Consider the following 21,847-nt stretch of genomic DNA (forward strand, 5'->3'; position numbering starts at 1 on the left):
GGTGCTCGCTCACGCCGCTACACCTACCAGGGCGGCGTCGAGCGCCTCGACCAGGAGCGCCACCCGGGCGGGTTCGCGCACCGCGACCCGCAGGTGGTCGGGCCCGAGACCGGGGAAGGTGTCGCCGCGACGCACGGCGATCCCGTTCTGTCGCAACCGCTCCCGCACCTGTGCGCCACGGCCTGCGGGGAGCCGCAGCAGCAGGTACGGCGCCACGCCGGGCAGCACCTCGACGCCGGGCACCTCCGCCAGGGCCGCGGCCTGCGCACGGCGGTGCCGCGCCAGCTCCCCGGCCGCCCGCTCCGCCTCGGCGACCGCGGCCGGCTCGGAGCAGGCGATCACCGCCTCGAGGCCCAGGGTGCCGACGGGCCAGTGCGGCCGCGGGGCGGCAAGCCGCGCGAGCAGGTCGGGATCGCCGAGCGCGTAGCCCGCGCGCAGGCCGGCGAGCGCCCAGGTCTTGGTCAGCGAGCGCAGGACCAGCAGCCCCGGCAGCCGCTCCCCCGCGAGCGACTCGGGCTCACCCGCGACGGCGTCGGCGAAGGCCTCGTCGACGACCAGGACGCGCCCGGGCCGGGCCAACGCCCGCAGGTCCGCGGCGGGGTGCAGCACGCCGGTCGGGTTCGTGGGGTTCCCGACGACGACCAGGTCGGCCTCCTCCGGCACGGCCGCCGGGTCGAGCCGGTGCCCGTCCGCCTCCACGGTGAGCACGTGTCCGACGGCGAGCCCGGCGCCGCGCAGGGCGGCCTCCGGCTCGGTGAACCCGGGGTGCACGACGACCGGTAGGCGCGGCCGCAGGGCCGGGAGCAGCGCGAACCCCTCCGCGCTGCCCGCCAGCACCAGCACCTCGCCGGGCTCGCGGCCGTGCCGGTGCGCGACGGCCTCGCGGGCGCGCCGGTCGTGTTCCGCCGACGGGTAGCGGGCCAGGTCGTCGAGCGCGGCCGCGAGCCGGGCCCGCAGCCAGGCCGGCGGGGCGTCCCCCTGCACGTTGACCGCGAAGTCGACGAGCCCCGGCGTCGCCTCGGCGTCCCCGTGGTGGTGCAGGGGATGACGCAGGGTGTCCGCCTCCGGACCCGGGGCGATCGCACCCGAACCGGACACAGTGGGCTTGATCTCCTCCGGCGGCTCCGCGACACCCTCCATACCGGGGCACCCTACGGTGGCGGTGTGCATGTCAGTTTCGTCTGTACCGGCAACATCTGCCGCTCCCCGATGGCGGAGAAGGTGTTCCGCGCCGCCCTCGACGAGGCCGGGCTGACCGACGCCGTGGCGGTGACCAGCGCAGGAACGGGCGGCTGGCACGTCGGCGAACCGATGGACCCGCGGGCGGCCGAGGTCCTCGCCCGGCACGGCTACGACACCGCCCACACCGCGCGCCAGATCGACTCGCACGTGCTCTCCGCCGACGTCCTCGTCGCCCTCGACCACGGCCACCGCCGGGCCCTGCGCGACTCCGTCCCCGAGCCGGACCGGGTCGTGGTGCTCCGGTCCTTCGACCCCGCGGCCTCGGACGACGCCGAGGTCCCCGACCCCTACTACGGCGGTCCGGACGGCTTCGACGAGGTCCTGCGCATGATCGAGGCCGCCGTTCCGGGCCTGCTGGAGCGGGTCCGCAAGGAACTCTGACCGTGCCCGGGGACGCGCTCGCCGCCGTCGGGCTGGAGCCCGGCGTCGTCCGCGGCGGTGGGGTGCGCCGGGTGACCCTGCCCGACGGGCGGGCCGCCGTCGTCAAGCGGGACCCGTCCGTGCCCGCCGAGGCCGCGGGCCTGCGGTGGCTGGCCGTGCCCGGGGGACCGCCCGTCCCCGAGGTGTACGCCGCCGACGCGGAGTGCCTGGTCAGCCAGGAGGTGCCGGCCGGTCCGGCGTCCGTGACCGCCGCCGAGGACTTCGGCCGTCGGCTCGCCACGCTGCACGAGGCCGGCGCGCCGGCCTTCGGCGCGCCCCCGCCCGGTGGTCCCGCCGACGCCTGGATCGGCGCCACCGGGATGCGCAACGAGCCGGGCGACTCGTGGCCCGAGTGGTACGCCGAGCACCGGGTGCTCGCCTACGTGCGGCGCGCCGACCTGCCGGACACCGCGGTCTTCGAGGAGGTCTGCGCCCGGCTGCCGGAGCTCGCCGGGCCCGCCGAACCGCCCGCCCGACTGCACGGCGACCTGTGGTCGGGCAACGTCCTGTGGTCAACCGACGGCGCGTGGTTGATCGATCCCGCGGCGCACGGCGGGCACCGCGAGACCGACCTCGCGATGCTGGCGCTGTTCGGCCTGCCGCACCTCGACCGGGTGCTGGCGGCCTACGACGAGGCCGCTCCGCTGGCCGCGGGCTGGCGGTCCCGGGTCCCGCTCCACCAGCTGTTCCCGCTGCTCGTGCACACGGTGCTGTTCGGCGAGGGCTACGCCAGCCAGGCGGTGGCGGCCGCACACGCTGCGCTCCGCGCCGCCTGACCCGCCCGGAATGTCGCAGTAGGGAACCGTAACGCGATCAGAACATCCGAAAAGCAGCGCTATGGAACCATACTGCGGTCAGAGCGCCCGAAACTCGCGTTACGGAACCATACTGCGGTCTCAGCGCCAGTCGTCGATCACGAACACGTCGTCCCGGTCGTAGCCGGTGTCGTTGGGCGCGTGCATCGTGACGCCCGGGACGTCCGTGACGAAACCGCGCGCCACCAGGTGCCGGTAGGCCCGGTGCCGGGCGGTGTTGACCCCGACGACGAGCCGATCCGCCCCCACCGTCGCGGCGTGCGCCAGGCAGGCGTCGACGAGCGCGGCGAAGTCCGCCTCGGCCCCGGGCCGGACCAGGCCGACCTTCACGTACGCCACCCCCGAGCCCGCCTCGGACCCCGCGCCGTCGTGGACCACGGCCACTCCGGTGGGCGCCGCCGCCGGTCCGGCCAGCACGACCTCGCCGATCTTCTGGTCCAGCGCGCTCGCGATCTCGCCGGCGATGTCGAGCCCCGGGTAGACGGCGCCGGCGAGCCGCGCGGCCGCGCCGGTCAACTCCTCGCGGTCCCGCGCGGACCCCGGCCCCCACTCCACCGCGGGCGGCGCAGCCGGCACCGGCCGGGACATCAACGCCGTGAGGAACCGCGGCCAGTACCCGAAGCGCTGGTAGAGCCGGTGGTGGCGCGGGCTGTGCGCGAACGTGAAGAGCCCGCGGCGGACCACGCCCCACTCGCGCAGGACGCCGTCGGCCGCGGCCATCAGCTGCGAGCCGACGCCGCGGTCCCAGCACTCCGGCTCCACCGACAGCGGCCCGACGAACCCGACGCTCCCCCACCGTGTGGCGAACCCCGACCCGAGGAGCCGGGACCCGGCGAAGGCCCCGAGGGCGGCCGTGTTCCCCGCCGCCCAGCGGGTACGGACTAGCTCGGTGTCGCGCTGGTCGGCCGCACCCCCGAGGAGCGCCGCGAAGGCCCGGCGCTGGATGCGGTCGGCGGCGTCGAGGTCCGGTTCGCGCAGCGGCCGGATCTCGCACTCCATCCGGTACGGCCTGTGTGGACCCATGCGCGAACGATGCACGCGCACCCGACCCTCGGGAAGGGCTGCGGTGGACCGTTCAGCCGGACGTGCGCTCCGCCTCGGCGGCCGGTGCCTCCTTGAGCTCGGCGAGCGAGTCGTCGATCGCCGCGGCGAGGACGTCGACGTCCGGCAGGGCGTCACGGTCCGCGTTCAGTCCATAACAGACGGTGCCGTCGTAGGACGTCACGCCGATGGCGACGGCCTGGCCGTGCGCCAGCGGGACCACCGGGAACATGTCCCGCATTCGGGCGCCCATCGCGTACAACGGCCGCGGCGGCCCGGGCACGTGGGTGACGACGACGTTGAACAGCCGCGAGGACAGCCGGGAGGACAGACGCGCGCCCATCTGGTGCACGGTGGGCGTGGCCAGCCCCGCGAGCCCGACCACGGCGGTGGTGCCGGCCGACCGGCCGAACCGCTTGCGCGCCTCCATCTGCACCGCGATCGAGCGCAGCCGCTCGACCGGGTCGTCGATGCCGACCGGCAGCTCCACGAAGACCGCGGAGATCTGGTTGCCCGCCACGATCCTTCCGCCCGTCGCGGCGCCGCTGCGGCCGCGCACGCTCACCGGCACCATCGCCCGCACCACCGTGTCGGCGAAGATCGGCTCGCCGCGGCTGATCAGCCAGCGCCGCAACGCCCCCGCGACCACGGCGAGCACCACGTCGTTGACCGAGCCGCCCCCCGCGCCGTGCCGCCGCCGGATCACCCGGTGCTCGAACAGCGAGGTCCTGGCCATCCCGAATCGCCGCTGCTCCCCGATGGGCGCGTTGAGGGCGCCGACGGGCCGCCCGCGGCTGGCGGTGCGCGCGGCGTCGGCCAGCCCGCCGAGCGAGCGCCGGACCGACGACGCGGCCTGCCGCAGGTCGGCGGCCGAGCGCGCGACGGCGTCGACCGCGCTTCGCGGGCGCAGCATGTTCTCCACGACCGCCGAGGCCGCGAGCTCCAGACCGGTGGGCTCGCGGGCCGGCCGCCAGTCGTCCGGCTCGACGTGCCGCGGCGTGGGCGTGGTGTCGAGCAGGACGGCACCGATGTCCATCGAGGCCAGCCCGTCGACCATCGCGTGGTGGGTCTTCGTGACGACCGCGAGCCGGTGTCCCTCGAACCCCTCGACCAGGTAGATCTCCCACAGCGGGCGCGACCGGTCGAGCTGGCGGGACAGCAGCCGGCCGACCAGCTCACGCAGCGCCACGTCCGACCCCGGGGCGGGCAGCGCCGAGCGCCGGACGTGGTAGCTCAGGTCGAAGTCCGGGTCGTCGACCCAGACCGGCAGCCCGAGCCGCCCCGGCACCTCGCGCACCTTCTGCCGGTAGCGCGGCACCAGGGCGAGCCGGTCGCCGATGAGCCGGACGAACGCGCCGACGTCGAAGGGCTCGTCGTCGGACCCCGTCTCGAAGGTCATCACCCCGCCGACGGTCATCGCCGTCGTGCGCTCCTCCATGAACAGGAACGAGGCGTCCAGGGGCGACAGGCGCTCGGGCACGGGAGGAACCCTAGCCGCGGGGATCAGGACCGGCTCACCACACGCCCTCGGCCCGCCAGCCGCGCAGCGGCATGCCCGACGCGCCGTGGTCCCCCAGCTTCACACCCAGCATCTGGTGCAGCTGGATGTTGTCGAGCTCGAACCCGAGCCGGCACGCCGCCATGTAGAGCCGCCACACCCGCGCCCGGCCCACGCCGACCTCGGCCACCGCCTCGGTCCAGTGCTCCTCGAGGTTGGCGCCCCAGTCCCGCAGGGTCATGGCGTAGTGCTCGCGCAGGTTCTCCTCGTGCCGTATCTCGAAGCCGGCGTCGTTCATCTCGGTCATCAGCAGGCCGGGCGACTCGAGCTGCCCGTCCGGGAAGACGTACCGGCCGATGAACGGGTCGACCTTGCGCTTGTTCACGGTGCGCGGCTGCGTGATGCAGTGGTTGAGCAGCCGGCCCTCAGGGCGCAGCTTGCCGTACAGGAAGCCGAAGTAGTGCTGCAGCTGCTTCTTTCCGATGTGCTCGGTGAGCCCGATCGAGCTGACGGCGTCGAACCCCGTCTCGGGGACGTCCCGGTAGTCGAGGTGCCGGACCTCGGCGAGCTCCTCGAGGCCCTCGCGCCGGATCGCCCCCTGCGCCCACTCCGCCTGGTTCTTCGACAGCGTGACGCCCAGGGCGCGCACGCCCATCCGGGCCGCGTGCCGGACCATGCCGCCCCACCCGCAGCCGACGTCGAGCAGCCGCATCCCCGGCTCCAGCGCGAGCTTGCGGGCGACGAGGTCGTACTTGTTCTCCTGCGCCTCCTCGAGCGTCGCGTCGGGGCGCGGGTAGGCCGCGCAGGTGTAGGTCATCGACGGCCCGAGCACCCACTCGTAGAAGCGGTTGGACACGTCGTAGTGGTGCGAGATCGCCTGGCTGTCCCGGAACTTCGAGTGCAGCCGGCCGCGGGGCCGGGCCTCGAGCTCCGGCGGCGCGGGCCGGTACTTCAGCCACACCGGCCCGACGGTCGCGAGCAGCTTCGCGAAGTCCGCCTTGGAAATGCCGTGCAGGGTGACCTCGGACAGCGCGGAGAGCGCGGTGTAGAGGTCGCCCTCCACGTCGATCTCGCCGGTGACGTACGCCCGGGCCAGGCCCAGCGTGCCCGGCGCCGACGCCAGCCGGGCCAGCGCCCGCGGCGACTCGATGCGCAACGCCACCTCGGCGTCGTCCGGACCGGACTTGCTGCCGTCGTAGGCCACCAGCCGAAGGGGCGCATCCGCCCCGACGACGTGCCCGAACACCTCCGCGACCCGCATGCTCACGCTCCCCCTCCGACCTTCGTGTACAGATCAGGTACCCGACCCGTAGGGTCGTAGCGCTCCTTCACGGCCCGGTACGCCGGTCCGTTGTAGCGCTCCCAGAACTCGGTCTCGCCGTAGTGGACGGTCGAGTACAGACTCTTGTGGCCGTCCAGGTCGGCCACCAGCATCTCGACGAAGCGGTTGTGCTCCTCCCGGTCCGCGCCCACCGGCACCGACGACCAGAAGCCGACGTTGACGTACGGCGTGTGCGGCTCCATCGGGTACAGCGGCCAGGTGCGCTCCCCGCGCAGCTGCAGCGGGCAGAGCCACACCGGCGTGATCCCGACGTGCTCGTGGAAGGCAGCCAGGAACTCCGGGAGCCGGGGCGTCGGGATCTCGACGTCCTGGATCACCATCTCCTCCTGGGGCCTGCCGAGGGCGCGCCGCACCGCGTTCGACGCCTGGTACCGCTGGTCGAGCGCCACGAGCCTGCGGTACACGTCGGACCGGCGGTACCGCTTCGGCCACACCCGACGGACGGCGGGCACCTGCACCCCGAAGGCGCGCGAGCACCAGAACCAGTCGGTGTCCCAGCGCCACAGGTAGTCGTGGACGGTGAGGTGGTCGACCGGCCGGCGCTGCAGCGACCGGTAGTAGACGTCCATGCCGGTGTAGTCGGAGACCTGCGCACCGGGCGTGGGGGCGTCGACGAACCGCCCGACGCTCACGTAGTGCTCGTCGGCGGAGAACACGGTGCCGTCGACGAAGTCCGCGGGCCCGTCCGGGCGGGAGGACTCCGCCAGCGCGGCGGTGGCCTCCTCGGCGGTGCGGAAGCGGTGGTGGGTGAGCCTGACGTAGGGCTTCACCGGCAGCAGCTCGATGCGCAGCCGCAGGGCGTAGCCGAGGGTGCCGTACGAGTTGGCGAACGACGCGAACAGGTCCGCGTGCTCCGTGTCCGGCGCCGCCGTCACGAGCTCGCCGGCGGGCGTGAGGACGTCCATCTCGAGCACGGACTCGTGCGGCAGCCCGTGCCGGAACGACGTCGACTCGATCCCCAGCCCGGTCACCGCGCCGCCGAGGGTGATCGTCTTGAGCTGCGGCACCACCAGCGGCATCAGCCCGTGCGGCAGGGTCGCCGCCACGAGGTCCTCGTAGGTGCACATGCCCTGGACGTCCGCGGTGCGTGCCGCCCGGTCCACCTCGATCACCCCGGTCAGCCCCGAGGTGTCGAGCAGCACCGACTCCGCGGCGTGCGTGCCGAACCGGAACAGGTTCGACGTCCGCTTGCCCAGCCGTACGGGAGTGCCGGCCGGGACCGCGCGGTAGGCCCGTAGGAGGTCGGCGACGGTGGCGTCGTGCGCTCGCCGTGCCGCCGACGCGCCCGAGCCTGTTCCCGGGCCTGCTTCCGGCCCCGTGCCCACCCGCTCGATCGTGCCCACGCCGCCACGCTAACGCCGCGGACGCGACTCCGTCAGGGCCGACATCGGGGTAGTACGTCACTCACCTGCGCGGCGAGTACGACGAAACGGACACCTCACCCACGCCGCCGGGCGGCGACGAGCTTCGGGATCGCCGGGAAACCGGTGATCGGCTGGTACGCCTCGGCCGCGGCGGTGAGCCCGGCGTACTCCTCGTCGGTCAGCCGGATCTCCGCCGCCGCCACGTTGCTCTCCAGCTGCGCGACGCTCGACGCCCCTGGGATCGCGACGACGTTCCGCGGGTGTACGACCCAGGCCAGGGCGATCTGGGACGGCGTGGCGTCGTGCGCCGAGGCGACGTCGCGCAGGGTGTCGAGCAGCGGCTTCGCGGCGTCGAGGTTCTCCGGCAGGAACATCGCGTTGGCGGCGCGCACGCCGTTGGTCGGGCGGTGGTCGCGGTCGTAGCGGCCGGACAGCAGCCCCTGCGCCAGCGGGCTGTACGCGATGACCACGTGCCCGGTGCGCTGGGCCCACGGCAGCATCTCGGTCAGCGGCGCACGCTGCACCAGGCTGAACTGGACCTGGTTGGACAGGACCTTCGCGCCGAAGCGTGCCTCCGCAGAGCGCCAGCGCTCGAGCTTGTAGTTGGACACGCCGACGTCGCGGACCACGCCCACGTCGCGCAGCGCCTGCATCCCGCGCATCGTGGTGCCGTCGCTCACCAGCGGGTTGGGCTGGTGCACCTGGTAGAGGTCCAGGGTCCGGACCCCGAGCCGCTGCGCGCTCGCCACCCCCCGCTGCTGCACCACCGCCGCCGTCGGCAGCACCGGGAAGATCTTGGTCGCGACCACGACGCCCTCCGCGCCGCCGGTCTCGGCCAGGGCCTTGCCGAGGATGCGCTCCGAGCGCCCGAACCCGTACACCTCCGCGGTGTCGAACACGGTGACGCCCAGCTCGCGGGCCCGGGCGACGATCCGGCCGGCCTCCGTCTCGTCGTACCCGCCGCCGTAGCCCCATTCCTTGGACCCGAACTGCCAGGTCCCGAGCCCGATCACCGAGTACGGCTTCTCCGTACCGACGTTCTCCACATGGCGCATGGCTCCAGTGTGCCCACGGCGCGACCGGGCCCCGAAAACTCGCTCAGTGGGCCCTCAGGAACCCCGGGAACCCGGTGGGACCGGGGGTGACCTCGGTATCTCAGTGCTCGGCCAGGAACGCGTCGAGCGCGGCCCAGGTGGTGGTCCGCGCCCTGCGCCCGGTGAGGACGCCGAGGTGCCCGCCCGGAGCGGACTCGAACCGCACCTCCGGGGCGCCGGACAGCAGGTCGACGGCACGGCGGACCGCGCGCAGCGGGGCGATCACGTCGTCCCGCCCGCCGACGACGAGGGCGGGCACCTTCACCGAGGCCAGCGAGACCCGCCGCCCGGCCAGCTCGAGGCTGCCGCCGGCGAGGTCGTTGCTGCGCAGGAAGAGATGGAACAGCTGCCCGAACACCCGGCCCGGATAGCCGTGCATGTTGGCCATCATGTGGTCGACGGCCTCGATCTGGGCGAGGGTGTCCCGGTCGTCGAGCCGGGAGAGGATCGCGAGCGGCCGCGTGATCATCTTGTCCACCGTGGTCAGCTGGAACACGGTGCTGACCAGCGGCGCCGGCCAGCTGCCCACCGCGCGGTAGAGCGCCGACACCGCCCGGCCGCCGGCCACCTCCGCGAGCGGGCGCAGCGGCGCGACCAGGGGCACCGCCGTGACGTCGACGGGGCTGCCGATCGCGGCGACCGCGCGGACCGGCAGCGGCTCCCCCGCCTCCTCCGCGGCGGCCAGCGCGAGCAGGCAGAACAGCCCGCCGAGGGACCAGCCGACCAGGTGCACGGGGCCGTCGGTCACCCCGGCGACCCCGCGGACCGCGCGCGGCACGACGTCGTCGACCCAGTGCTCGATGCCCAGCCGCCGGTGCCCGAACGCGATCGGGCCGTAGTCGACGAGGTACACCGGCCGGCCCGTGCCGAGCAGGTGCTCGACCAGCGAGCAGTCCCGGCGCAGGTCGTAGGCGAAGTCCGGCGCCCCCAGCGGCGGGATCAGCACCACCGCGGGCCCCGAGAGCGGCACCCCGGGCAGCGGGTCGTAGCGGTGGAGCGTCCCGCCGGGTTCCCGGGCGATCTCGGTGCGCGGCATGCGCCGCAGGTCGGCGACGCCGCCGGCCACCGTCCGGTCCCAGGCGTTGGCCGCGGCCGCCCCCAGGCGGGAGCCCAGCTCGTCCCTCAGCGCACGGAGCACGGCGGCAGCGTACGGCCCGCGCGGGCCGCGGACGGCCCGCGGGGTTACCGACGAGTATGTGAGACTGCGCGTCATGCAGCGCGACATCTTCGACGCCGAACACGACGCGTTCCGCGACCTCGTCCGCACCTTCCTGGAGAAGGAGGTCGTCCCGCACCACGCGCAGTGGGAGTCCGACGGTCAGGTCGACCGCGACATCTGGCGTTCCGCCGGCAAGGCCGGCCTGCTCGGCACCGACGTCCCCGAGGAGTTCGGCGGCGGCGGCACTCCCGACTTCCGCTACAACGCGGTCGCCCTCGAGGAGATCACCGCCGCCGGGACCAGCGGCCTGGGCTTCCCGCTGCACAACGACGTCGTCGCGCCGTACCTGCTCCGGCTCGCGAACGACGAGCAGAAGCAGCGCTGGCTCCCGGGCTTCTGCTCGGGCGAGATCATCACGGCCATCGGCATGACCGAGCCCGGCACCGGCTCGGACCTGCAGGGCATCACCACCCACGCCAAGAAGGACGGGGCCGACTGGATCCTCAACGGCGCCAAGACCTTCATCACCAACGGCATCCTGGCCGACCTGGTGGTCGTGGTCGCGAAGACCGACCCGGAGGCCGGGGCCCGCGGCTTCTCGCTGCTCTGCGTGGAGCGCGGCATGCCGGGCTTCGAGCGCGGCCGCCGGCTGGAGAAGGTCGGCATGAAGGCGCAGGACACGGCGGAGCTGAGCTTCACCGACGTCCGGGTGCCCGCCGCCAACGTCCTCGGCGAGGAGGGGCAGGGCTTCATCTACCTGATGCAGAACCTGGCCCAGGAGCGCCTGTCCATCGCCGTCGGCGCGGTGGCAGGCGCGGCCGCGGCGCTGAAGATGACGCTGGAGTACACGAAGGAGCGCAAGGCCTTCGGCCGCGCGGTGGCGAAGTTCCAGAACACCCGCTTCGAGCTGGCCGAGATGGACACCGAGATCGACGTGACCCAGACCTACGTCGACCGGTGCCTCAAGGAGCACGTGGCCGGCAACCTGTCCGTGGCCGACGCGGCGAAGGCCAAGTGGTGGGCCACCGACCTGCAGAAGCGCGTGGTCGACCGGTGCCTGCAGCTGCACGGCGGCTACGGCTACATGATGGAGTACCCCATCGCGAAGGCCTTCGTCGACTCGCGGGTGCAGTCCATCTACGGCGGCACGAACGAGATCATGAAGGAGATCATCGGGCGGGCCCTGATCGGCTGAGACCGCTCCGGACGGGGGCCGGTCGCCGTACCGGGCCGGACCCGGCCGGTCGGCCCCGACGCGGATGAGACGCGGGTGAACGGGTAGAAAACCCCACATGGCCTTCCGGTTGACGCCGCACGAACGCGGCTTCTACCCGCTCTTCACCCGTGCCGCGGAGAACATCGTGGTCGCGGCGAACGAGCTCAACGCATTGGTGAGAGCCCCGTCCGACGAGCGGGCCGCGATCGCGAAGCGGGTGAAGGACGCCGAGAACGCGGGTGACGAGGTCACCCACGAGATCCTGGTCAAGCTGAACTCGGTGTTCGTCACCCCGTTCGACCGCGAGGACATCTACCGGCTCGCCGGCTCCCTCGACGACGTCGTCGACGCCATCGAGGAGGCGGCGGACCGGATCGTGCTCTACCGGCTCGAGCGGCTCCCGGCGGGCATCGCGATGCAGGTCGACGTGCTGTGCCGGGCCGCGGCCGCGACCGCCGAGGCGATGCCGCGGCTGGAGAGGATGTCCCAGCTGCGCGACTACTGGATCCACGTCAACTCGCTCGAGGACGAGGCCGACGAGGCCTACCACGCGGTGCTCGCCGGCCTGCTGACCCCGGACGAGGCGATCACCGACCCCGCCGCGGTGCTCGAGATCATCAAGCTCAAGGAGGTCGTCGACACCCTGGAGGAGGCCGCCGACGCCTTCGAGACGGTCGCGAACACCGTCGAGAGCATCGCGGTCAAGGAAGCCTGATGCTGCTCGCGGCGGTCATCGTCGTCATCGTCGTCGCGGTGGCGTTCGACTACACCAACGGCTTCCACGACGCCGCCAACGCGATCGCCACCTCCGTGGCCACCCGGGCCCTCTCGCCCCGGGTGGCGCTGTTGATGGCGGCCGTGATGAACCTCGTCGGCGCCTTCCTCGGCACCGAGGTCGCCGCCACGGTCGGCAGCGGGATCATCGAGGCGCCCCAGGGGCTGCCCGGACTCGCCGTGGTGCTGGCCGCGCTGATCGGCGCGATCATCTGGAACCTCGTCACCTGGTGGTTCGGGCTGCCCAGCTCCTCCTCGCACGCCTTGATCGGCGGCCTGGTGGGCGCCGCACTGGCCTCCGCCGGCACGGTGAAGTGGTCCGGTGTGCTCGACAAGGTCGTGATCCCGATGGTCCTCTCCCCGGTCGTCGGGTTCGTGCTGGGCGGGCTGGTGATGATCGCGATCCTCTGGCTGTTCAAGGACACCCGGCCCATGCGGACCACCCGCGGGTTCCGGATTGCGCAGACGGTGTCCGCCGCCGGTATGGCCCTCGGTCACGGCCTGCAGGACGCCCAGAAGACGATGGGCGTGATCGTTCTCGCGCTGGTCGTCGGCGGCTTCCACCACGGGGACGCGATTCCGTGGTGGGTGGTGCTGACCTCTGCCGGTGCGCTGTCCCTGGGCACCTACTCCGGCGGCTGGCGCGTCATGCGCACCCTGGGCCGGCGGATCATCGACCTCGACCCGCCGCGCGGCTTCGCGGCCGAGCTCACGGCGTCGTCGATCCTCTACACGACGGCGTTCCTGTTCGCCGCGCCGATCTCCACCACGCAGACGATCACGGCGTCCATCCTGGGCGTCGGCGCGACGAAACGGCTGTCGGCGGTCCGCTGGGGAGTGGGCGGCAACATCGCGGTGGCGTGGGTACTGACGCTCCCGGCCGCCGGGTTCTGCGCCGCCGTGGCCTACTGGCTGCTGAGCCTCCTCTTCACGGCGTGACGCGGCAGGGCCTGACGCAGCGGCCCCGGGGCGTCACCGGATGCCCGTGGAGGCCTTGAGCCGCGCCCGTTCCGCGTCGAGGTCGTAGTCCGGCGGCGGGAACTGCGGGGCCAGGTCGTCGAGGGTCTCGGCCAGCAGCGCCGCGACCGCCCAGTTCCGGTACCACTTGCGGTCGGAGGGGACGACGTACCAGGGCGCCACGTCGGAGTCGCAGCGCTCCAGCGCCGCGGCGTAGGCCTCCTGGTAGGCGGGCCACTTCTCCCGGGCGTCGAGGTCCCCCGGGTTGTACTTCCAGCGCTTCTGCGGGTCGTCGAGCCGGGCGAGCAGCCGCTCCGCCTGCTCCTCCGGCGAGATGTGCAGCATGCACTTGAGGATCGTGACGCCCTGGGCGGACAGCTCCCGCTCGAAGTCGCCGATCGCCTCGTACCGGGCCTGCCAGACCTCCTCCCGCACGAGCGCGTCCACCCGGGCGACCAGCACGTCCTCGTAGTGCGAGCGGTCGAAGACGCCGATCCGGCCGGGCACGGGGACCTGCCGGCGGATCCGCCACAGGAAGTCGTGGGCGAGCTCCTCCTCGGTCGGCCGCGTGAACGAGGCGACGTGCACGCCCTGCGGGTTCACCATCCCGAGGACGTGCCGGATCGTCCCGCCCTTGCCGGAGGTGTCCATGCCCTGCAGGACGAGCAGGACCGCGCGCCGCCCGCCGGTCGCCCCCTCCGCGTAGAGGGCCTCCTGACGGGCGTCGAGACGCGCCCCGAGGTCCTCCATCCCGAGCTCGGCGTCGGTCTTGTCCCGGGGGCCGATCGGGCGCCCGCGCGGGTCGATCGCCGTCAGGTCGACGGGCCCGGACGGCACCCGGAAGGTCTCGCGCGCGGTCGCCATGGCGGCACCCTACGGGCTGCCGACGGCGAGATCATCCCCTGCGCCGCACGGTCACCGGGTGCCGACCGGGACGACGAGCGGGGTGCCGGCCACGGGATCGGGGATGACGCGGGCCTCCAGCCCGAAGACCTCGCGCAGCAGCGGCTCGGTGATCACCTCGACGGGCGGACCCTGCGCGACGATCCGGCCCGCCTTCATCGCCACGAGCCGGTCCGCGTAGCGCGCCGCCAGGTTGAGATCGTGCAGGACCATCACGACCGTCCGGCCGCGCTCGTCGTGCAGCCGCTCCACCAGCTCCAGCACCTCCACCTGGTGGGCCAGGTCCAGGAAGGTCGTCGGCTCGTCGAGAAGCAAGAGGTCGGTGCCCTGGGCCAGCGCCATCGAGATCCAGGCGCGCTGCCGCTGACCGCCCGAGAGCTCGTCGACCGGCCGCTCGGCGAGGTCGGAGATGCCGGTCCAGGCGAGCGCCTCGGCGACCGCCTCCTCGTCGTCGCCCGACCACTGCCGGTACCAGGCCTGGTGCGGGTGGCGGCCGCGGGCGACGAGGTCACCGACGGTCAACCCCTCGGGTGCGGTGGGCGCCTGCGGGAGCAGGCCCAGCACGGTCGCGACCTGCTTGGTGGGCATCTCGTCGATCTTCCGGCCGTCGAGCAGCACGTGCCCGCGGCTGGGCTTGAGCAACCGCCCGAGCGCGCGCAACAGGGTCGACTTGCCGCAGCCGTTCGGGCCGATCACCGCGGTCACGGTGCCCTGCAGGACGTCGAGGTCCAGGTCGTCGACCACGACGCGCTCGCCGTAGCCGAGCCGGACGCCCTCGGCGCGCAGCCGCACCCGCGAGCCGTCGGGTCCGGCGGAGGCCTGGGTGTCCTCCGCCAGGGCGGTGTCGGCGTTCGGTGTCATGCGCGGGCCTCCCGGCCTTGTGTGACGAGCAGGTAGAGCAGGTAGGGGGCGCCGAGCACCGCCGTCACGACGCCGACGGGCAGCTCGACGCCCCCGAAGGCCGTGCGCGCGATGAGGTCGGCGACGACCGTCAGCGCGGCGCCGATGACCAGCGAGGCGCCGATGGGCGGGCGCGACGACCCGATGAGGCGCTGGGCGATCTGGGGCGACACCAGCGCGACGAACGCGATCGGGCCGGCCGACGCGGTGGCCACGCCCGCCAGCACGACCGCCACCAGCAGCAGCAGGCTCCGGGCACCGTTCACCCGCACTCCCAGCCCGCGGGCGGTGTCGTCGCCGTACTGCAGCGCGCCCATCACGAACGAGAGGACCAGCGCGGCCGGCACCAGGATCAGCAGGGCGAGCCCGACCGGGACCACGTGCTCCCAGCCGCGGGCGTTGAGGCTGCCGTTGATCCAGACCGTGGCCCGCGCGGCCTCGTAGACCTGCGCGACGATCAGCAGCCAGTTCACGACGGCGACGAGCATCGCGTTGATGCCGATGCCGACCAGGACCAGCCGGAAGCCCTGGATGCCCTTCCGCCAGGCCAGGCCGTAGATCACGGTCGCGGCGAGGAGGCCGCCCACCAACGCCGCGATCGGCAGCCCGACGGCGGCGAGCGTGCCGACCAGGCCCGCGCCGCCCAGCACGATCAATGTGACGGCGGCGGCGCTCGCGCCCCAGGTGATGCCGATGATGTCCGGGCTGGCCAGCGGGTTCCGGGCGATCGACTGCATGATCGCGCCGGACACCGCGAGCGCGCCGCCGACCAGCAGGCCGGTCAGCGACCGGGGCAGCCGCAGCTCCAGGACGATGAACTGCTGGCTCGGGTCGCCGCCGCCGACGAGGGTGGCGAGCACGTCCGGGATGCCGATCGGGAACTCGCCGCGGCCCACGTTGAGCGCCACCGCGAGCACCAGCACGATCAGCGACACCGCGAGGACCAGGACGTTGCGCGCACGCCAGACGCCCGAGACCGGTCCGCGCCGGAAGGGGCGTCGGCCCGGGACGCGCTCGAGGACCTCGCGGGCGGCCGGGCCGAGCGTCGGACGGGCGGGTGCGGCCATCAGATCGACACCCGCTTCCGGCGCCGGACGAGCGCGATGAAGAACGGTGCGCCGACCAGGGCCAGCACGATGCCGACCTGCAGCTCACCGGGCCGCGCGACGAGCCGGCCGAGCACGTCGGCCGTGAGCAGCAGCACCGCCCCGAGCAGCCCCGACGCCGGGAGCAACCAGCGGTGGTCGGGCCCCGTGAAGGACCGCACGACGTGCGGCACCACCAGCCCGACGAAGCCGATCGGCCCGCACGCCGCGGTGGCCCCGCCGGCGAGCAGGGTGATCGCGACGATCCCGAGCACCCGGGTGCGGCGCACCGACTGGCCGAGCGAGCGGGCGACGTCCTCGCCGAGGGACAGCGCGTTGAGTGCCGGCGCGGTGGCCAGCGCGATCAGCGCGCCGATCACGATGAACCACACGACCTGCCCGGCGACGGCGGTGTCGCGGCCGGCGAGCGAGCCGACGTTCCAGAAGCGGTAGGCGTCGAGCGTGTCGGTGTCGACCAGGATGATCGCCGACACCAGGCCGCTGAGCAGGAAGGACAGTGCCGCGCCGGCGAGCGCGAGGCTCACCGGGGTCGGTCCGCCGCGACCGCCCGCGGAGCCGAGCAGGAACACCGCGACGCTCGCGACCATCGCACCCGCGAAGGCGAACCAGACGTAGCCGAACAGCGTGCTCACGCCGAACACGTAGATCCCGACGACCACGAAGAACGCCGCGCCCATGTTCACGCCCAGCAGGCCGGGATCGGCCAGCGGGTTACGGGTGTGGCCCTGGATCAGCGCGCCGGCGAGGCCGAGGGCGACGCCGACCAGCACGCCGAGCACCGTGCGCGGGACCCGCAGCGAGCGGATCACGATGTCGTCCTCGGTGCCCGTCGGCGTGAACAACGCGCTCCAGACGTGCGGGAGCGGGATGACCTTCGTGCCGAACGCGATGCTGGCGAGCACCGCGAGGACGAGCAGCACGAGGAGCGCGCCGAGGGCGATCAGCCGCCGACGACGCAGGGACCGCTTCGGCCGGGCGCGCCCGCGCCCTCCTGCGGTCGGCACCACCGGCGCCGATCCGACCGTCACTTCTCGCCCTCCCGATGGTTCCGGACAGGTGAGGCACCCTGGCTGTGAGCGCAGGATCACCACGGTGCGGCGTACCTCAGTCGTGGTGAGGCTATCCTTAGCCCGTCCGTGCGAAAACCCCTGACGGTCCTCCCGTGGATCACACCTCTGTGGATCCGGCCCGTGGCTCCTGTGGATCCGACCGCGGCTCCGTCCCGCCGATCCGGCCCGTGGATCCGATTCGACGACCGGGGCGCGCCGGCGCGCGAGGGGTGCTGGGATGGGCGGGTGCGCCGACTGCTGCCGGACCCCGACGCCCTTGCCCCGGACGACCTGCCGGCGGTGTACGCCTACCCGCCGGACGCGGGGCGGCCCTGGGTGCGGGTCAACTTCGTGTCCAGCCTCGACGGCGCCGTCTCGGTCGACGGCCGCTCGGGCGGCCTGGGCACGCCGGCGGACAAGATGGTGTTCGGCATCCTGCGCCGGCTCGCCGACGTGGTGCTCGTCGGCGCCGGGACCGCGCGGGCGGAGCGCTACCGCGGCGCCCGCAGGCCCACGATCGGCCGGGACGCTCCCCCGCCGATCGCCGTCGTCACCGGGTCGGCCGCGCTCGAGCCGGACCTCGGGCTGTTCACGGACACGTCGGTGCCGACGATCGTGCTCACCACGGCCGGGGCCCCGGCCGAGCGGCGGGCGACGCTGCGCGGGGCCGGCGCCGATGTCGTCGAGCTGCCGGACCTGACCCCGGCGACCCTGCTCGGCGAGCTGGAGCGGCGCGGGCTGCGGCGGGTGCTGTGCGAGGGCGGCCCCGCGCTGCACGGCGATCTGATCGCCGTCGGGGCCGTCGACGAGCTCTGCCTCACCCTCTCCCCGCTGCTGGCCGCGGGCGACGCCGGGCGCATCGCGCACGGGCCGGGCGGCCGGGCGCCCGAGGGCATGGCGCTCGCGTCGGTCCTCGAGGAGGACGGCACGCTCCTGCTGCGCTACGTCCGGACGGCGAGCTGAGAGCGACCGAAAGCGACTGAGAGCGACAATCCGCCGATCGGGTGAAGCGGCGTGAGGGTGCGGGAGCCCGGTCCGTCGGATCCTGTGTACGGCGCCGGACACCGGCGCACCCCACGGGCTTCCGAGGAGTACGCATGAGCAGCACCACCGGCAGCACCACCGGCGGCGTCCCCGCCGCCGCCACCCCGTCGACCTCGGCCGCCGCGGGTACCGCGGGCAGCCCGGGCCGGCTGGCCGACGAGACCGCGCAGGGCCGGACGACGATCGCGGCATCGGTCGTGCAGAAGATCGCCGGCATCGCGGCCCGCGAGATCTCGGGCGTGCACTCCATGGGCGGCGGCCTCTCCCGCACGTTCGGCGCGCTGCGCGAGCGCATCCCGGGCGGCGGCACGGGCGCGTCGAACATCGCGGGCGTGCAGGTCGAGGTCGGCGAGAAGCAGGCCGCGATCGACCTGGACATCGTCGTGGAGTACGGCGTGGCCATCGTGGACCTCGCGCGTGCGGTGCGCCGCAACGTCATCAACGCGGTGGAGCGGATGACCGGCCTCGAGGTGATCGAGGTCAACATCGCGGTCAACGACATCCACCTGCCCGACGAGGACGCCCTCGAGGCCCCGCCCGTGCCCGCCACGCCGGCCCCGTCGCGCGTCGAGTGACGGGCCCCGCGCCGGGCGCGGAGCGTGACGCCGCCGACGAGCTCGCCCGCCGCGTGGCCGACCTGGTGGCCGCGCACCCCGCGGTCGTCCGGCTCGACGGCGGGATCTTCGGCGCCGTCGGCACGTACCTGCCGGGGCACCGGCTCGTCGGCGTGCGGGTCGACGAGCACGGCGGGCCCGTCGAGGTGGCCGTCGTGCTGTCCCTCGCGGTGCCGATCCCCGAGGTCGTCGCCCAGCTGCGCGCCCGGGTGGCGGCGGTGGCGGGCGGGCGTCCGGTGGACGTCACCGTCTCCGACGTCGTCACCGGGACCGGCCGGGCGGTCGGGCCGGACGCCGTGGTGGAGATCGGCCCGTGACCGAGGGGTCGGTGCCGGAGCCGTGGACGCGGGAGGAGCGGGCGGCCTACCGCGCGTTCGTCCGCGACCACCACCCCGACCGCGGCGGCGACCCGGAGGCCTTCGTGGAGGGCCTCACCCGCCTCCGGGCGGCGCGGGCCGCCCGCCCCGGCGAGGCGCCCGACGACCGGCGCTACGACGCCCCGGTCGAGATCGTCCCCGACCTGCCGCTGGCGGTCCGGATCGTCGTCGCGGCGATCCGGACCGCCCGCCGCCGGGCCCGCACCCGCGTGGACCGGCCCTCTCCCGGCCCCGGCCGCCCCGGGCCGGGACACCCCGACCCAGATCCAGGAGTGGAACGAGAATGAACGCCACCCAGACCGGCCTGCTGACCGGTCTCCTGCTCGGCCTGGCGGCCGCGTTCGGCGGGTTCGTCGCCTTCGTGATCGTGCTGGTCCTCGGCGCGATCGGGCTCGCGGTCGGCCGCTTCCTCGACGGCGAGCTCGACCTGTCCGGCGTCCTCGGCCGGGCCCGCGACAAGTGAGCGCCCCGGCCGCGCCCCGCCCGGCCCCGTTCCCGGTCCCGACCCCGGCGACCCGGGCCCCGGGCTCCGTCGCGCTGCCCGACTGGGCGCCCGACGCGGACGACCGCGGGGCTCTGGACATCGCGCCCGTCGTGCTCCGCAAGATCGTCGAGCACGCGACGGACCTGGTCCCGGGCACGCTGCACCGCGAGCGCCGGGTCGCCGGGCTCGAGGTCGGCGACTCCGGCCCCCGGGCGCGGATCAGCGCCACCGGCGACGCCGTCGACGTCCGGCTCGAGGTGACCTGCGTCTACCCCGCCCCCGTCCGCGAGACCGTCGCGGCGGTGCGGGCCATGGTCGCCGCCGAGCTGGAGCGGCTCGCCGGCTACCGGGTCCGCTCGCTCGCCGTCACCGTCTCGGGCCTGCGCCGGCCGACGGCTCCCGTCCAGCCCCGGATCCGATAGAGGAGGTCTGCCGTGCGCGCGCTGCTCCGCACGCTGTCGCCGCTGCTGGGACTGGCCCTGGCCGCGGTCGGCGTGATCCTCGTGATCGAGGTCGTCACCGCCTGGGTCCGGCCCGCGTCGAGCGGGCTCGTGGTGCCCTGGCCGGCCTGGCAACTCGTGCTCTCCGAGCTGACCTGGTCGGACCGGCCGGTGAAGGTCGTGTCGATCTGTGTGGCCGTGGTCGGGCTGCTGCTCCTGCTGATCGCCCTGCTCGCCCGCCGGCACGACGTCGCGCTCACCGCCCCGACCCCGGAGATGACCGTGGCGACCTCGCCGCAGGTGCTCGCCCGCCTGGTCGGACGCACGGTCCGGGCGTCCGACGACGTCGCGGCCGCCACCGTGAGCGCCTCCGCGCGCACGGTCGTCGTCCGGGCCGAGGGCTGGCCCGACCCCGACGGGAGCTTCCGCGGGCTGACCGACACCGTCCGCGGGCGGGTCTCGACCCTGCTCGACGAGCTGCCGCTCGCCCGGCGGCCGCGCATCTCCGTGTCCACCCGCGGCCGGAAGGAACCCCGATGAGCACGACCGACGCTCCGGCCGACGGCTCGACCGTCGCCGCCCCTCCCCGGCGGGTCCTGCGCGGCTCCCGGAGGGCCGTGGCCCGATCCGCCCGCGTCGACCGGATCTGGCTCGGCCTGCTCGGGTTCGTGCTGCTGGCCGCGGGCACCCTGGCCGCCCTGCTCGGCTACGGCGTGTTCGGCGCCGGGCGCGCCGCCCGGCCGTTGCTGGACCCGCTGATCGTCGACGCCCTGCGCGCCCAGCAGCAGCTGTGGCGCTGGGTCGCGATCGCCGCGGGCGTCGTGCTCGTGGTGCTCGGGCTGTGGTGGGCCGTGCGGTCGCTGCGCCCGGAGCGCCGGCCCGACCTCCTGCTCGACGAGAGCGAGGACAGCACGCTGCTGGTCACGGCCGGGGCGGTCGCCGAGGCCGTCACGGACCGCACCGCAGCGCTGCCCGGCGTCGGCCGCGCGCGAGCGCGGATGGTCGGCTCGCCCGGCACCCCGGCACTGCGGCTCACCGTGTGGGTCACCGACGACGCCGACGTCGCCGACGTGTGCCGCCGGCTGGAGACCGAGATCGTCGCCGAGGCCCGGCGGGCCCTCGGCCTCGCCCACCTGCCGGTCGCCGTGCGGCTGGAGCTCGACTCGGTCACGCGGGCTCCCCGCGTCGCGTGACCTCTGGTTAGCCTCGACGGTATGACGCCCAGCACCCCGCCCGTCCTGTCCGGCCGCACCGCCCTGGTCACGGGCGCGGCGAGCGGGATCGGCGCGGCGATGGCCCGCCGGCTCGCCGCCGACGGCGCCCGGGTCTACGCCGTCGACCTCTCGACCGACGCGGTGAAGGCGCTGGCCGCCGAGGTCGACGGCATCGAGGCGCTGCCCTGCGACCTGACCGACCTCGACGCCGTCGACGCCCTTCCCGGGGACGTCGACGTGCTGGTCAACAACGCCGGACGCCAGCACGTCTCGCCGATCGAGGACTTCGACCCGGAGCTGTTCCACCAGATCCTCACGATCATGCTCGAGGCGCCGTTCCGGCTGGTCCGCCGCGTGCTCCCGCACATGTACGGGCGGGAGTGGGGCCGGATCGTCAACGTCTCCAGCGCGCACGGGCTGCGTGCCTCGCCGTACAAGTCGGCCTACGTCGCGGCGAAGCACGGGCTGGAAGGGCTGTCCAAGGTCACCGCGCTGGAGGGCGCGGGGCACGGCGTGACCAGCAACTGCGTCAACCCCGCCTACGTGCGCACCCCGCTGGTGGAGAAGCAGATCGCCGACCAGGCCCGCCACCACGGCCTCGACGAGGCGGAGGTCGTCGAGAAGATCATGCTGACGCCCGTCGCGGTGAAACGGCTGATCGAGCCGGAGGAGGTCGCCGAGTTCGCGAGCGTGCTGTGGGGCCCCGCGTCGGCCTCCATCACCGGGGCCTCGCTGGTCCAGGACGGCGGCTGGACCGCCCACTAACGACCGGTTCACCGGGGGACGGGCAGACT

General features: G+C 74.2%; 25 protein-coding genes. 14 read left to right on the forward strand and 11 right to left on the reverse strand.

Features of this window, described 5'->3' with window-relative positions:
• Positions 1-9 precede the first annotated feature (9 nt).
• Positions 10-1,140: an Rv2231c family histidinol phosphate aminotransferase CobC gene (gene cobC, locus LWC33_RS27875; RefSeq protein WP_233307660.1), complete on the reverse strand. Its 1,131-nt coding sequence runs from the start codon at positions 1,138-1,140 to the stop codon at positions 10-12.
• Positions 1,141-1,164: 24 nt separating this feature from the next.
• Between cobC and LWC33_RS27880 the strand changes: the two genes are divergently transcribed.
• On the forward strand, positions 1,165-1,623 hold the full coding sequence (locus tag LWC33_RS27880) for a low molecular weight protein-tyrosine-phosphatase (RefSeq protein WP_308191021.1): 459 nt from the start codon (positions 1,165-1,167) through the stop codon (positions 1,621-1,623).
• A gap of 2 nt (positions 1,624-1,625) precedes the next feature.
• On the forward strand, positions 1,626-2,438 hold the full coding sequence (locus tag LWC33_RS27885) for a fructosamine kinase family protein (RefSeq protein ID WP_372476706.1): 813 nt from the start codon (positions 1,626-1,628) through the stop codon (positions 2,436-2,438).
• Between the two features lie 120 nt (positions 2,439-2,558).
• Here the strand turns inward: LWC33_RS27885 and LWC33_RS27890 are convergent, their stop codons facing one another.
• The 6 genes from LWC33_RS27890 to LWC33_RS27915 form a co-directional block, all read right to left on the reverse strand.
• A complete protein-coding gene (locus tag LWC33_RS27890; RefSeq protein WP_233307661.1) occupies positions 2,559-3,500 on the reverse strand; it encodes a GNAT family N-acetyltransferase in 942 nt (313 codons plus the stop codon).
• Positions 3,501-3,552: 52 nt separating this feature from the next.
• Complete coding sequence (locus LWC33_RS27895; RefSeq protein ID WP_233307662.1) at positions 3,553-4,998, reverse strand: WS/DGAT/MGAT family O-acyltransferase; 1,446 nt, start codon at positions 4,996-4,998, stop codon at positions 3,553-3,555.
• A gap of 34 nt (positions 4,999-5,032) precedes the next feature.
• A complete protein-coding gene (locus tag LWC33_RS27900) occupies positions 5,033-6,277 on the reverse strand; it encodes a class I SAM-dependent methyltransferase (protein WP_233307663.1) in 1,245 nt (414 codons plus the stop codon).
• Positions 6,278-6,279: 2 nt separating this feature from the next.
• Complete coding sequence (locus LWC33_RS27905) at positions 6,280-7,701, reverse strand: FAD-binding oxidoreductase (RefSeq protein ID WP_233307664.1); 1,422 nt, start codon at positions 7,699-7,701, stop codon at positions 6,280-6,282.
• A gap of 95 nt (positions 7,702-7,796) precedes the next feature.
• Positions 7,797-8,777 carry an aldo/keto reductase gene (locus LWC33_RS27910; protein ID WP_233307665.1) on the reverse strand — a complete coding sequence of 327 codons (981 nt, stop codon included), beginning with the start codon at positions 8,775-8,777 and terminating at the stop codon, positions 7,797-7,799.
• Positions 8,778-8,877: 100 nt separating this feature from the next.
• Positions 8,878-9,954: a polyhydroxyalkanoate synthase family protein gene (locus LWC33_RS27915; protein WP_233307666.1), complete on the reverse strand. Its 1,077-nt coding sequence runs from the start codon at positions 9,952-9,954 to the stop codon at positions 8,878-8,880.
• 73 nt (positions 9,955-10,027) lie between these two features.
• Here LWC33_RS27915 and LWC33_RS27920 point away from each other — a divergent pair, with 73 nt between their 5' ends.
• The 3 genes from LWC33_RS27920 (at position 10,028) to LWC33_RS27930 (ending at position 12,904) form a co-directional block, all read left to right on the forward strand.
• On the forward strand, positions 10,028-11,170 hold the full coding sequence (locus LWC33_RS27920) for an acyl-CoA dehydrogenase family protein (protein ID WP_233307691.1): 1,143 nt from the start codon (positions 10,028-10,030) through the stop codon (positions 11,168-11,170).
• Positions 11,171-11,267: 97 nt separating this feature from the next.
• Positions 11,268-11,906: a DUF47 domain-containing protein gene (locus LWC33_RS27925; RefSeq protein WP_233307667.1), complete on the forward strand. Its 639-nt coding sequence runs from the start codon at positions 11,268-11,270 to the stop codon at positions 11,904-11,906.
• Positions 11,906-12,904, forward strand: a complete 999-nt coding sequence (locus tag LWC33_RS27930; protein WP_233307668.1) for an inorganic phosphate transporter — start codon at positions 11,906-11,908, stop codon at positions 12,902-12,904. Before LWC33_RS27925 ends, LWC33_RS27930 begins: the two co-directional genes overlap by 1 nt.
• Positions 12,905-12,937: 33 nt before the next feature.
• Here the strand turns inward: LWC33_RS27930 and LWC33_RS27935 are convergent, their stop codons facing one another.
• The 4 genes from LWC33_RS27935 to LWC33_RS27950 are packed head-to-tail and all read right to left on the reverse strand — an operon-like array spanning position 12,938 to position 16,859.
• The gene (locus LWC33_RS27935) at positions 12,938-13,786 is read right to left on the reverse strand and encodes a PPK2 family polyphosphate kinase (protein WP_233307669.1); all 849 of its coding nucleotides are present in this window, start codon (positions 13,784-13,786) and stop codon (positions 12,938-12,940) included.
• A gap of 51 nt (positions 13,787-13,837) precedes the next feature.
• Entirely contained in the window at positions 13,838-14,686 is an 849-nt protein-coding gene (locus LWC33_RS27940; protein ID WP_233307670.1) for an ABC transporter ATP-binding protein, read from the reverse strand.
• Positions 14,683-15,792, reverse strand: coding sequence for a FecCD family ABC transporter permease (locus LWC33_RS27945; protein ID WP_233307671.1), 1,110 nt, complete (start codon positions 15,790-15,792; stop codon positions 14,683-14,685). The genes LWC33_RS27940 and LWC33_RS27945 overlap by 4 nt, the downstream gene beginning before the upstream one ends.
• Positions 15,792-16,859 (reverse strand): FecCD family ABC transporter permease, encoded by a 1,068-nt coding sequence (locus tag LWC33_RS27950; protein ID WP_233307672.1) that lies wholly within the window; start codon positions 16,857-16,859, stop codon positions 15,792-15,794. The genes LWC33_RS27945 and LWC33_RS27950 overlap by 1 nt, the downstream gene beginning before the upstream one ends.
• A gap of 267 nt (positions 16,860-17,126) precedes the next feature.
• Between LWC33_RS27950 and LWC33_RS27955 the strand changes: the two genes are divergently transcribed.
• The 9 genes from LWC33_RS27955 to LWC33_RS27995 all read left to right on the forward strand — a co-directional run bounded on the left by LWC33_RS27955 (position 17,127) and on the right by LWC33_RS27995 (position 21,818).
• The gene (locus tag LWC33_RS27955; RefSeq protein ID WP_233307673.1) at positions 17,127-17,843 is read left to right on the forward strand and encodes a pyrimidine reductase family protein; all 717 of its coding nucleotides are present in this window, start codon (positions 17,127-17,129) and stop codon (positions 17,841-17,843) included.
• A gap of 134 nt (positions 17,844-17,977) precedes the next feature.
• Complete coding sequence (locus tag LWC33_RS27960; RefSeq protein ID WP_233307674.1) at positions 17,978-18,499, forward strand: Asp23/Gls24 family envelope stress response protein; 522 nt, start codon at positions 17,978-17,980, stop codon at positions 18,497-18,499.
• Positions 18,496-18,855 (forward strand): hypothetical protein, encoded by a 360-nt coding sequence (locus tag LWC33_RS27965; RefSeq protein ID WP_233307675.1) that lies wholly within the window; start codon positions 18,496-18,498, stop codon positions 18,853-18,855. The genes LWC33_RS27960 and LWC33_RS27965 overlap by 4 nt, the downstream gene beginning before the upstream one ends.
• On the forward strand, positions 18,852-19,202 hold the full coding sequence (locus LWC33_RS27970; RefSeq protein ID WP_233307676.1) for a hypothetical protein: 351 nt from the start codon (positions 18,852-18,854) through the stop codon (positions 19,200-19,202). Before LWC33_RS27965 ends, LWC33_RS27970 begins: the two co-directional genes overlap by 4 nt.
• The gene (locus LWC33_RS27975; RefSeq protein ID WP_233307677.1) at positions 19,199-19,378 is read left to right on the forward strand and encodes a hypothetical protein; all 180 of its coding nucleotides are present in this window, start codon (positions 19,199-19,201) and stop codon (positions 19,376-19,378) included. The genes LWC33_RS27970 and LWC33_RS27975 overlap by 4 nt, the downstream gene beginning before the upstream one ends.
• Complete coding sequence (locus LWC33_RS27980; RefSeq protein ID WP_233307678.1) at positions 19,375-19,821, forward strand: Asp23/Gls24 family envelope stress response protein; 447 nt, start codon at positions 19,375-19,377, stop codon at positions 19,819-19,821. Before LWC33_RS27975 ends, LWC33_RS27980 begins: the two co-directional genes overlap by 4 nt.
• A 12-nt stretch (positions 19,822-19,833) precedes the next feature.
• Positions 19,834-20,379, forward strand: a complete 546-nt coding sequence (locus LWC33_RS27985) for a DUF6286 domain-containing protein (RefSeq protein WP_233307679.1) — start codon at positions 19,834-19,836, stop codon at positions 20,377-20,379.
• Positions 20,376-21,032 carry an alkaline shock response membrane anchor protein AmaP gene (gene amaP, locus LWC33_RS27990; protein WP_233307680.1) on the forward strand — a complete coding sequence of 219 codons (657 nt, stop codon included), beginning with the start codon at positions 20,376-20,378 and terminating at the stop codon, positions 21,030-21,032. The genes LWC33_RS27985 and amaP overlap by 4 nt, the downstream gene beginning before the upstream one ends.
• A gap of 21 nt (positions 21,033-21,053) precedes the next feature.
• The gene (locus LWC33_RS27995) at positions 21,054-21,818 is read left to right on the forward strand and encodes a 3-hydroxybutyrate dehydrogenase (RefSeq protein ID WP_233307681.1); all 765 of its coding nucleotides are present in this window, start codon (positions 21,054-21,056) and stop codon (positions 21,816-21,818) included.
• Positions 21,819-21,847: the final 29 nt, after the last annotated feature.

The sequence above is a fragment of the Pseudonocardia terrae genome (genome assembly GCF_021343995.1).
Taxonomy (GTDB): Bacteria; Actinomycetota; Actinomycetes; order Mycobacteriales; family Pseudonocardiaceae; genus Pseudonocardia; species Pseudonocardia terrae.